The organism is Mesorhizobium sp. M2A.F.Ca.ET.039.01.1.1, from assembly GCF_003998035.1.
Taxonomy (GTDB): domain Bacteria; phylum Pseudomonadota; class Alphaproteobacteria; order Rhizobiales; family Rhizobiaceae; genus Mesorhizobium.
Genome location: NZ_RZRY01000147.1, coordinates 1 through 11,399, shown reverse-complemented (window position 1 = coordinate 11,399; position 11,399 = coordinate 1). Strand labels below are relative to the sequence as shown.

Sequence of the window (11,399 nt, the reverse complement as noted above, 5' to 3'; positions counted from 1 at the left end):
GATCTTCAACCCGCCCGGCGTCTCCAGCGCCTCGGCGAACAGCCGGCGCGCGCGCCGCATCATGTCGCGGTCGGCGCCGCGGCCGTCCAGCGCCGCGATCCTGACCGCCAGCTCCGCATCGGGCAGCGCTGTCCATTCGGACAGGGTCGAGAACACGCGGTTCGACATGTTGGCGGCGGCAGCCCGCGTGTAGGTCAGGCACAGGATCTTCGACGGATCGGTGCCGTTGAGCAGGAGCCTAATCACGCGCTGCGCCAGGACATGCGTCTTGCCGGAGCCGGCATTGGCCGACACCCAGGCGGAATAGGCAGGATCCGAGGCGCGCGCCTGGCTGGCGGCGGTATCGGAGGGGATCGGATATTTCATCCTTCCGCCTCGTCTTCGCTGGCGCCGCCGGCCGACCATTCCAGCACGCGCGCCAGATGATCGTAATCGCCGTCGGCCTCGCCCTCGCGGAAGGGCAGGGCGCGCGACAGATAGCCGGTGGTCGGGTCGGCATAATGGAACAGCAGCCGCTCTAGCCGCGCCCAGGCTTCCTCGGAGAGATCGTTGGCGGTGCGGGGCTTGCGGTTGTATTCGAGGATCGATTCCTCGAATACCTCGCCATTCGGCTTCAGCCGCACGAAGGCCAGCTGCGAGGGCTCGCGGATACCCAGTTCCCTGAACGCGCCGCGCCTGAGCAGCGCGCCTTCCAGCGCAAGCTGCGGCGACAAAAGCGTGTGCGCCTGCGCTTTCGAGGGCGAGGAGCCGGTCTTGTAGTCGAGTATGTCGGCCATGCCGCCGGCCAGCAGGTCGACGCGGTCGGCATAGCCCGACAGCGTCACGCCGGTGCGGCCGACCACCGTCTTGTCGGCGCGTTCCTCGGCATAGCGCCTCGCGACCGCATCGGCGCGGGTATGCTCCCATTCGATGATATTCTCGGCGAGCTTTTCGAAACGCGGCCACCAGATGGCCTCGATGTCCGGCGGAAGCTTTGCCTCGGCAAAGCAGAGACGGCCGGCTTCGATGAGGCTCGAGAGCGCATTCGGCGCCCTTGGATCCTCCACCCGCCGCGAGAACAGATGCAGGATCTCGTGGAACAGCGTGCCGCGTTCGGCGGCGCCCGGATCGCGGATCAACGGCTCGAGCGGCGAGAGCCCCAGGATGCGCCGCGCATAGACCGCGTAGGGGTCGCGGCGCAGCGTCTCGATCTCGGTGACCGAGAAATGCTGCGGGCGCATGCTGAGCGGCGGCCTGGGCTGCGGGCGGGCGGCGAAATCCTTCTTCTCGCCGGCATCGAGCGCGCGCGCCCAGCCAAGCAGCGCGTCGCCCCGCCCGCGAAGGGCCGCCGCCGGCTCCTTGCTGATGAAGGTCAGGATGCGCTGCAGCCAGCGCGACGGCACCGCCGGCGCATCGCCGGATCGCGCCGACCGTGTCAGCAACACTTCCGCCGCGCCCATCGCCATCTGAAAATCATGCGCGGCAAGGCCGATGCGCCGCTCCGGCGGTTCGAGGTCGATGCCGGTCTTCATCAGCCGCGACATGAAGCGATCGCTATCGGGCTTGCGCGGCCAGACCCCTTCATTGAGCCCGCCGATGACCAGCATGTCGACATTCTGCAATCGCGCTTCCAGCGCGCCCCAGATGGCGATGTTGCGGTCGGTGCCTTGCCCCGGCTTCACCGTCTCCGGCGCGATCAGCGCCTCGATCACGTCGGGCCATTCCGAGGCGGCGAAAGTGAAGGGCGAGGACGCCGCCACCAGTCCGCGCAAAAGTTCGGCGAGTTTCTCGCCGGCATCGCCGGCATAGAGTTCCGCCAGGCTGCCATCGGCGGCGCGGCCGAGATCCTCCAGCGCGATGACGCTTGCGCTGGTCAGCGTCGCGATATCGGCGTCTTTCTCGTCGCGCATAGCGGTGAGCGGCGAGAGCGCCTTGCTAAGGCGGCCAAGCATGCCGTGCGCCTGCTCGATGCCGCGCACGGTGAGCCGCGAAAACCAGAAAGGCTGCCTCGTATCGCCGCTCAGCTCCGCGAGTCGCGTCTCGAAAAGCGCGCCGAGCGATGCGACATCCGGCCGGCCCGTGCCGCCGCGCAAGGCGACCAGCTCGACCAACTCGGCCGCCTTGCGCACGGCCTGGCGTTCGAGGCCGAGCCCGAGCAGCGGATGCTTGAGCAAGGAGAGCAGGCTTACCGGGTCGCCGGGCCGGAACGCGGCGCTCAGCGCGAGCCTGAGCAGGCTGGCGGCCGGTATGTTGATGAGCGGCGCGCCGCCGGAATCGTCGGCGACGACGCCGAAGCGCAGAAGCTCGGCCGAGACCCGCCGCGCCAGCGCGCGGTCGCCGGTGACGAGCGCCGCGCGCTTGCCCGGTGCCTCGACGGCAAGTTTGAGTGCAATGGCGATTGCCGCCGCCTCGTCGCGTTCGTTCGCCGCTTCCACCAGCGTCACGCCGGCAAGCGCCTGTTCGACATCGCCTGACGTGAAGCGCGGCCGCGTTTCGGTCCAGTATTCGGTGGTTTCGGCGGGCCGCAGCGCCTCGCCGACAAGGGCCGCCCGCAGCGCCAGCGGCGGTGGCGCGGCGATGACATCCTCGACATCGCGGCGCTGGATGCCGATGCCGCCGATCAGCTTGGCGAGGCCATATTGCGGGTGGCCGAGCGTTGCCGGACGCGCGCCGGGGGCCGTGATCGCCGCGAAGGATGCGTCGTCCAGCTCGCGGTCGAGCCCGGGCAGCACGACGGCGCCATTGGGCAGCCCGGCGATCACGCCAAGCAGTTCCGCCGTGGCGGGAATCGAGCCGGTCGAACCGGCGGCGATCACAGGTCCGGCCGGCGGATTGCGCTTCAGCCGCGCCGCTTCCAGCCGGATCAGCGCGCTGCGATGCGCGGCCGGATTGGAGCGGTTGCGCTCCTTGAGCAGTTCCGGCCAGTTGTCGGTGACTATGCCGAGGAAATCGAGCGTCACCTGCCACCAGCCGGCGAGATTGCCGGTGACCAGCGTCGCGAGCTTCGCCCAATCCGTGCCTTCGGTCTCGATCTCGTCCATCAGCCGGGCAAGGTCGCGCGCCAGCCAGATGGCGTCGGCGGCCGAGGTCGGCACGACGAATTCCTCGTTGAACCGCTCTCTGACATGCGCCGGCAGGCTTTCCTTCCAGGCACGCACCAGCGGCGCCAGCAACAGCAATCGCTCCTGCGCCGCGATCGGCGGCGCGAGGTCTATCGCCGGCGCCGCCTCTGCGTCGAAGGCTGCCTCATCCTCGTCGAACTCGCCGAGCGGCCGCACCGTCGGCAGGATGGCCGAGCGTTGACCGAGAATGTCGACGAAGGCGCCGCGCAGCGCCCGCGCCGCGCGTCGGGTCGGCACATAGACGGTCGCGTCGGCCAGCGCCAGCGGCTCGCCGTCGAAACGAAAGCCGGGAATCAATCGTCCGTCGAGCAACGCCTCCGCCAGCGTCGGCAGGAACGGCGCTCCGGGCGGGATGGAAAGGACGCGGCGCGCGCCGCTCATACCGCTTTCGCGAGCGCGCCGGCCACGGCCGCTTCGGCGGCGGGAATGGCGTCCGGCGTGCCGACGGTGATCCAGCGCCCGTTCATCTTCATGCCGAACAGGCGCCCGGCGGCGATCGCCTTGTCGAAATAGACGTTGAGCGAATGCGAGCCCGTGGGCGCGTCCTTGAAGATGCGCGGATGGATGATGGCGGCGCCGGCATAGATCAGGCCAGTCGGATCACCCTTCGAGCGCCGTAGAGCTCCATCGGCGGCAACCAGGAAATCGGTGCCGACGCAGTGCCCGGTCGCTGAGTCGAGATCGGTAAGCATCAGCAGAATATCCATTCTGGCGGCGTCCCATGCAAGGGCAAGGCGCTTGAGGCTGGGCTGACCGCTGTCGATCCAGAACGTATCGGCGTTGATGATGTAGAAGGGCTCGCTGCCCAGAAGCGGCAGCGCCTTGACGATGCCGCCCGCCGATTCCAGCAGCGCCTCGCGCTCGTCGGAGATGACGATCTTCGGAGCTTTCCGGCTGGCGACATGGGCGACGATCTGCTCGGGCAGATAGTGCACATTGACGACGGCCTTGGCGATGCCGGCGGCCTCCAGGCTGTCCAGCCCCCAGTCGAGCAAGGTCTTGCCGGCGATCTTCACCAGCGGCTTGGGCATCGTGTCGGTGATCGGCCGCATGCGCTTGCCAAGCCCGGCCGCCAGCACCATCGCTGTCTTCGGCGTCGTGGTTGGGGGCTTCATGGGACCCGTTCCTCGAGCAGGCCGTGGGCCATGTAGAATTCCTTCAGGCCGGCCAGCGCCGGATGCGCCAGCGCCCGCCTCAGATAGTCGCGGATGCGCGGCAGGTGTTTCAGATAGTAAGGCTTGCCGTCGCGCTTTTCGAGCCGCACGAAGATGCCGAGGATCTTCGAATTGCGCTGCGCCGCCATGATCGCGTAGGCCTCGGCGAAAGCGGCTTCATGGAAGGCGCCCGCAGCGTGCCGCGCCGCGACATAGGCGGCGACCGTCCGGCGCTCGATCTCGGGCGAGACGGTGACGCGTGCGTCCATGGCCAGGGAGGCGACGTCATAGGCGGCGGGCCCGATCAGCGCGTCCTGGACGTCGACGATGCCGAGCCGGTCGAGGCCGGATCGCTCTGCCCGCCAGATGATGTTGGGCGAATGGAAATCGCGCAGCATCAGCGTGTATTCGCTGCCGGCGAGGCGGTCGAGCGCCGCGTTCCATTCCTTGTGATAGCCCGCTCGCAAGTCCTCGCTCGCCGGACCGCCGGTGATCCAGGGCACATACCAGTCGACCAGAAGATCGGCCTCGATCAGCATGGCGTCGCGATCGAAGGGCGGCACGTCGTGGACCACGCCGGGCGCCGCTTCCATGCGCGTGGGCCAGGCCTTGCCATGCATCATGGCAAGCAGTTCGGCCGCTGCTTCGTAGCGTTCGGCGATGGGCTGGCCGTCGTGGCTGAGAAAACCTTCCGATCCGAGATGTTCGATGAGCAGAAAGCCTTGGTCGATGTCCTGGGCATGGATCACCGGCACGCTGACGCCGTTCGCCAGCAGCGCCTTGTCGATGGCGACGAAGGCGGCGACGGATTGAGCCGTATGGGCGATCACCGCATAGGGCTTGCCGTCGCGCACCGGCGGCCCGAGCACCAGGCGCGGAGAGTTCATAAGCACGCGCGGCGCCTCGCCGGGCAGCGACACGATCTCGTAGGAGCGGGCGGAGGCATCGCCGACGAAATGGCGGCGGCTGGCTTCGCCCCGTCTGGCCGAGGCCAGGAAATCGCGCATGGCCAGCGATCGCGCCACGCGCTCAAAGACAGGTCCCTGGCCCGACAACCGCGCCACGCGACCTTCGCCATGTTCGGCGAGATCGACCCACAGCGCATTTGCGGGCAATCGGTCTCCGGCCCGTTCCGGCCACTCGATCAACGCCGCGCCTTGGCTGAGAGCATCGTCGAGTCCGAGCTCGTCGAGCTCGTCCGGCGCGGAAAGCCGATAGAGGTCGAAATGGTGGACGGGGACGCGCGTCTCGTAGCTCTGTACCAGCGTAAAGGTCGGGCTCGGCACCTCGAGATTGGCGTCGTCGGCCAGTGCCCGGATCAGCGCGCGGGCCAGCGTCGACTTGCCGGCGCCGAGATCGCCTTTGAGCGCGATCGCGTCGCCGGCGCGCAATGCCATGGCGAGATCCTCGCCAAGCCTTGCCGTTGCCGCCTCGTCGGCGAGAAAACGCTCCAGCACCATCCCTTCCATATAGGCCGCGCTACTCGGCCGCGTCGCGGATGCCGGCCGGCGTATCCGGGATTCCGGACGGCTTGTCCGGGAAGGTGCAGATCACCGTGGTGCCCCTGTCCTGGCCGGTCTCGATGCGCACGGTTCCGCCATGCAGCTCGACGAAGCTCTTGACGATCGAGAGCCCCAGCCCGGCGCCGCGCCGCCGCCCGCCATTGGCGCGCGGCTCGAAGCGGCGGAAGACCGACTCCAGCACGTCCGGCGGCATGCCGGGGCCGTCATCATGCACCGAGAACTCGACGGCGTCGGCCAGCCGCCGGCAGGTAAGCCGGATCGTGCTTGCCTCCGGCGCGTAGTTCGCCGCGTTGCTGAGCAAATTGTAGAGGATCTGGCGGATGCGGGTCTCGTCGCCATGGAAGCTCGCCGGCGCCTCCGTCGCGTCGATCGCGAGCTTGATCCGGTGCTCGTCCAGCCGGTCGGCGACCAGCTCGGCCGCCGCGGCGATCGTCCGATCGATATTCATCTCGGAAATGTCGAGCTGCATGATTCCGGCGTCGACCGTCGCCAGGTCGAGAATGTCGTTGACGATGGTGAGCAGCACCGATGACGACGAGCCGACATACTCGACATATTCGCGCTGCTTCGGCGTCAACGGCCCGGTGGCGGGCAGCGACAGCAACTCGGTGAAGCCGATGATGTTGGTCAGCGGCGAGCGCAGCTCATAGGACACGTGCTGCACGAATTCGTTCTTCAACTGGTCGGACTTCTCCAGCGCTTCGTTCCTGTCCTTCAGCGCCCGCTCGACATTGACGGTGTCGGTGACGTCGACGAAGGTGATCATCACCTGGCCATTGGGCAGGTGGATCACCGCGTAGCTCAGCACGTTGCCATTGATCAGCTCGATCTGGCCGCGCCGGTCGCGGCGCTCGTCGTCGAAGCCGGTGACGGCGGCGACGAAGCCGCCCCACGGGCTGTTCGCGGCGTGCTGGTCGCACAGGTCGCGGATCGCCGAGACATGGACGTTGGGCTTGAGCGCTTCCGCCGTCAGCCCCCAAAGCGCGACGAAGGCCGGATTGGACAGGCGCAGCCGCCCGTCCGGACCGAAGACGACCACGCCTTCGGCGAGGTTGTCCAGCGTCTCGCCCTGCACCCGCACGGCGGTCTGGTAGCGGCTCTCGAGATCCATCTTCTCGGTCAGGTTCTCGAACACCCAGGTGACGCCGCCCTTCGGCTGCGGGTTCGCCACTACGCGGATCGTCTTGCCGTCCGGCAGGTGCCACCAATGCTCCTGCGATTCGACGGCGCGATAGGCGCTGAGCAGGTTCTCCTTCCAGCGCCGCCATTCCGGCTGCTCGGCGATCCTGCCTTCCGAGCGCAGCCGGTCAAGCAGCAGCGTGTTGGAGGGCGCGCTGAGCAGGAAGCCCGAATCCAGGCCCCACAGCTTCTGGAAGGCCTGGTTGAAGAAACGCAGCTTCTCGTCGGTGTCGAAGATCGCCACCGCGGTGTTCAGCTGGTCGAGCGTGTCGGCATGGCTGCGCACGGTCCGCTCATGTTCGGCGCGGATCGTCTCGGCCGCGCTTGTGTCGCAAGCAAGTCCCGCCGAGCCGTCGGCGCCGGCGAAGTCGGTGACCGCGAACATGCGGCGGTCGCCATCGATCACGGTGGAAAGCGTCTGTTCGAAGACCGCGCGCGTCTTGTGCTGTTCGGCGATCTGATCGCGCGCCTGGCCGCCGAGGAACTCCCTGGCGTCGCGCACGGCCGCAGCCGGGCTTTCCGCCTCCACCGCCTCGGCATAGGCGCGGTTGACCCATTGCAATCGGCCGTCCGCCGCCCGCAGCCATGCCGGCATCTTCAACGCGTCGAGCAGGCCGATCATGGTGTCGTGGTCGGCGCTGAGCCGCTGGTTCTCGATCTTCAGCCTGGCTTGGTTGCGCAGCGTCTCCGACAGCGAGACGAAGCGCACCAAGACATGCGCCGCGCTTTTGCGGCCATGCACTTCCAGCGGCACGCCGGCCTGCGTTTCGATGACCAGATCGAAGGCCTTTGCCTGCTCGCGCAGCGCGGCGACCGCGTGTTCCAGCGCCGCCGCCGAGCGCGGCATCAGCCAGCGGCCGAAAGCGAGGAAGGCGGACCTGTCGTCGGGCGCGCCGCTTTCCAACGGCAGGCTGCCGATGAGTTCGGGTTTCTTGTTGTCCGTGGCCCAGACGATCAGCCGCTGGTCGCGCAGGTTGAGCAGCGCCTCGGAACGCTGCAGCGCCGCGTTGACGTCCGCGATGCGGGCCCTGAGCTGGACATTCTGCGCGGCGGTGCGCCCGCGTTCGCGGATCAGGAAGATGGCCGAGACAAGCGCCGCGCCCATCACGCCGACGAACATGGCGAGCTGCATGACCTCGACGGTACTGACCGGCGCATCGGCCTTTCCCGGAAGGCTTGTGTCGGCGCGCGCGGCAAAGGCGAGCAGCGGGCTGGCAAGCGCCGAGGTGGCAAGAAGCAAGGCCTGCCGCGCACCGGCGCGAAAACCGCCGCCGTTCACGGCGGGGTCGGCTTCGTTCGAATCCTCATGGCCGCCGGAAACGGCCTTTCCCGCGCTTCGCGGGTAATCCCCCGGCATGTCTTGGTCCTCTTCGCCGCTTGAATGCAAGACCGCCCTGAATGCGTCCCCGGCCCAACATGTCCCCGGACCGCGAATCACAACAATAACGCCTGCTGGAATCGGCGTGAAGAATCATTGGCGCAAAAAATAAAGCCGGGCGGAAAGTCAACCACCCGACTTCAATATCTGGTAGATAATTTCGCTTTGGTTAATAGCGGTAGTGTTCCGGCTTATACGGGCCCTGCGGCGTCACGCCGATATAGGCGGCCTGTTCGCCGGAGAGCTCCGTGAGCTTGGCGCCGAGCTTGTCGAGATGCAGCCGCGCCACCTTCTCGTCGAGATGCTTGGGCAGCACATAGACCTGGTTCTGGTACTGGCCGTGCTTGGTGAACAGCTCGATCTGCGCCAGGACCTGGTTGGTGAACGAGGCCGACATGACGAAGCTCGGATGTCCGGTGGCGTTGCCGAGGTTGAGCAGGCGTCCCTCGGAGAGAAGGATCATCCGCTTGCCGTCCGGGAAGGTGATCAGGTCGACCTGCGGCTTGACGTTGGTCCATTTCAGGTTGCGCAGCGACGCCACCTGGATCTCGTTGTCGAAGTGGCCGATATTGCCGACGATCACCATGTCCTTCATCGCCCGCATGTGGTCGAGCGTGACGACATCCTTGTTGCCGGTGGTGGTGATGACGATGTCGGCGGTTGGGGCCGCGTCTTCCAGCGTCACCACCTCGAAGCCGTCCATCGCTGCCTGCAGCGCGCAGATCGGGTCGACCTCGGTGACCTTGACGCGGGCGCCGGCGCCGCGCAGCGAGGCCGACGAGCCCTTGCCGACGTCGCCATAGCCGCACACCACCGCGACCTTGCCGGCCATCATCGTGTCGGTGCCGCGGCGGATGCCGTCGACCAGCGATTCCTTGCAGCCATATTTGTTGTCGAACTTCGACTTGGTGACGGAATCGTTGACGTTGATCGCCGGGAAGGGCAGCAGGCCCTTCTTCTGCAGCTGGTAGAGGCGGTTGACGCCGGTGGTGGTCTCCTCGGTGACGCCGCGGATTGCTTCGCGCTGCTTGGTGAAGAAGCTGGGCGAGGCCTTCAGGCGCTTCTTGATCTGCGCGAACAGGATCCCTTCCTCCTCGCTGCCGGGATTGGACAACACGTCCTCGCCGGCCTCTGCACGCGCGCCGAGCAGAATATACATGGTGGCGTCGCCGCCGTCATCGAGGATCATGTTGGATGTGCCGCCATCGGTCCACTGAAAGATGCGGTCGGTGTAATCCCAATAGTCCTGGAGCGACTCGCCCTTGATGGCGAAGACCGGAATGCCGGCCTCGGCGATCGCCGCAGCCGCATGGTCCTGCGTCGAGAAGATGTTGCACGATGCCCAGCGGATGTCGGCGCCCAGCGCCTTCAGCGTCTCGATCAGCACCGCCGTCTGGATCGTCATGTGCAGCGAGCCGGTGATGCGCGCGCCCTTCAGCGGCTTCTTGGCGCCGAACTCCTCGCGGCAGGCCATCAGGCCCGGCATTTCGGTTTCGGCGATCTCGATCTCCTTGCGGCCCCAGCCGGCAAGCGAGATGTCGGCGACCACATAGTCCTTGCTACCCGTCATGGCAGTGCTCCGGTGTGATTTTCTCAATGCGCGCCGGCGCCGGGAGGCGCATGGAAGGGCGCGGTTGCCGGCCTGACTAGCAGATCGGCCGCGATACGACAATGGGACATAAAGAAATCTTTATGCGCGCATGTCTTCGAGGCGCGAAATGTGAGGCCGGGAACTAGATTTCCTCGCCGAAACGCGAGGCGACCAGCTGCTCCAGCGCGTCCATGGCCGGCACGGCTTCCGGGCCGCTGGCGATCACGCGGATCGAATAGCCCGGGCTCGCCGCCAGCATCATCAAGCCCATGATCGAGGTGCCGCCGACCTTCACGCCGTCCTTCTCGACATGGATGGTGGCATTGAAGCCGCTGGCAACCTGGACGAATTTCGCCGAAGCGCGCGCATGCAGGCCGCGCTGGTTGATGATCGGGAACTCCCGCACAACCTCGTCCGTCTGCTGCGCCGGTGCGTTCATTTGCTGCTCAGGAGCTGGCTGGCGACGTTGATGTATTTGCGGCCCGCCGCCTGCGCTTCATCGAGCGCGGCGGCCATGTTGTCGCCCTTGCGGATCGAGGAGAGCTTGATCAGCATCGGCAGGTTCATGCCGGCGATGACCTCGGTGCGACCGGATTCCATGACCGAGATGGCGAGGTTGGAGGGCGTGCCGCCGAACATGTCGGTTAGCACGATGACGCCGGCGCCGGTGTCGACGCGCGCCACAGCGTCGACGATGTCGGCCCGGCGCTGCTCCATGTCGTCGTCGGCGCCGATCGCCACGGTTTCGAAATTGTCTTGCGGCCCGACGACATGTTCTACGGCATGCCGGAACTCGGTGGCGAGTTGACCGTGCGTCACGAGCACGAGTCCGATCATTCTCTGGTGGCTCCCGTCATCGCCGCTTCACAGGCGTATATTATGTTCGCCAGCCATTCCAGGCGGCGGGAGCGCTATCTTGTCGACGCACGGCCGGTTGACAAGCCCAAAATTGCGGCGGCTTGGGCCATTTTGACGCATCGCAGCAAAAAACCCCGGCCGGATCATGAAAAAGGCTGGATCGCCAGCCGCGCCATCAGCATGGGCAGCGCGGCGGTGACATTTTGCCGGGTGATGTCGATGCGGGGCAGCCGGCAACCCTCGATCGTCTCGGTGGCTTCGTCTTGCAGCCGCGCCATATCGGCCGGCTCGACAAGCCGAACGACAAGGTCAATCACGGCGGCCGGCTCGAAGGCCAACGGCCGCGGCCCGATGCCGTGCACCTCGCAGAGTCCCGCGATGCTTGCCGGCGCGCGGCACACCAGCCGCCCGCCATGCGCGGCGGCGAACAGCTGGTCGTCGCCCAGCAGCCGGGAAAACATGCCGCGGGTTCGGCAATGATCGAGGAGCGCCAGCGCCAGCGTCGTCTTGCCGGCGCCGGACGGCCCCGTGATCAGCACGCCGCGCTCGCCGATCAGGAGGGCCGTCTCGTGGATATTCAGGGGCTTCGCGGCGGTGTCCGGCATGTTCGGCTAG

General features: G+C 67.0%; 9 protein-coding genes. All 9 read right to left on the bottom strand.

What is annotated here, in order from left to right; genetic code table 11:
- The coding region (locus EOA24_RS13940) for a UvrD-helicase domain-containing protein (protein ID WP_145992531.1) at window positions 1-366 on the bottom strand (366 nt) is incomplete at its 3' end.
- Complete coding sequence (gene addB, locus EOA24_RS13935; RefSeq protein ID WP_126080113.1) at window positions 363-3,482, bottom strand: double-strand break repair protein AddB; 3,120 nt, start codon at window positions 3,480-3,482, stop codon at window positions 363-365. The genes EOA24_RS13940 and addB, both read right to left, overlap by 4 nt.
- Complete coding sequence (locus EOA24_RS13930) at window positions 3,479-4,216, bottom strand: nucleotidyltransferase family protein (RefSeq protein ID WP_126080112.1); 738 nt, start codon at window positions 4,214-4,216, stop codon at window positions 3,479-3,481. The genes addB and EOA24_RS13930 overlap by 4 nt, the downstream gene beginning before the upstream one ends.
- Complete coding sequence (gene tsaE, locus EOA24_RS13925; RefSeq protein ID WP_126080111.1) at window positions 4,213-5,724, bottom strand: tRNA (adenosine(37)-N6)-threonylcarbamoyltransferase complex ATPase subunit type 1 TsaE; 1,512 nt, start codon at window positions 5,722-5,724, stop codon at window positions 4,213-4,215. The genes EOA24_RS13930 and tsaE overlap by 4 nt, the downstream gene beginning before the upstream one ends.
- 10 nt (window positions 5,725-5,734) lie before the next feature.
- On the bottom strand, window positions 5,735-8,314 hold the full coding sequence (locus EOA24_RS13920; RefSeq protein WP_126080110.1) for a PAS domain-containing sensor histidine kinase: 2,580 nt from the start codon (window positions 8,312-8,314) through the stop codon (window positions 5,735-5,737).
- Between the two features lie 190 nt (window positions 8,315-8,504).
- The gene (gene ahcY / locus EOA24_RS13915; RefSeq protein WP_126080109.1) at window positions 8,505-9,905 is read right to left on the bottom strand and encodes an adenosylhomocysteinase; all 1,401 of its coding nucleotides are present in this window, start codon (window positions 9,903-9,905) and stop codon (window positions 8,505-8,507) included.
- Window positions 9,906-10,068: 163 nt separating this feature from the next.
- Window positions 10,069-10,365, bottom strand: a complete 297-nt coding sequence (locus EOA24_RS13910) for an HPr family phosphocarrier protein (protein WP_126080108.1) — start codon at window positions 10,363-10,365, stop codon at window positions 10,069-10,071.
- Complete coding sequence (locus EOA24_RS13905; RefSeq protein ID WP_027166957.1) at window positions 10,362-10,763, bottom strand: PTS sugar transporter subunit IIA; 402 nt, start codon at window positions 10,761-10,763, stop codon at window positions 10,362-10,364. Before EOA24_RS13905 ends, EOA24_RS13910 begins: the two co-directional genes overlap by 4 nt.
- A gap of 164 nt (window positions 10,764-10,927) precedes the next feature.
- Complete coding sequence (locus EOA24_RS13895; RefSeq protein WP_127409859.1) at window positions 10,928-11,389, bottom strand: HPr kinase/phosphorylase; 462 nt, start codon at window positions 11,387-11,389, stop codon at window positions 10,928-10,930.
- Window positions 11,390-11,399: the final 10 nt, after the last annotated feature.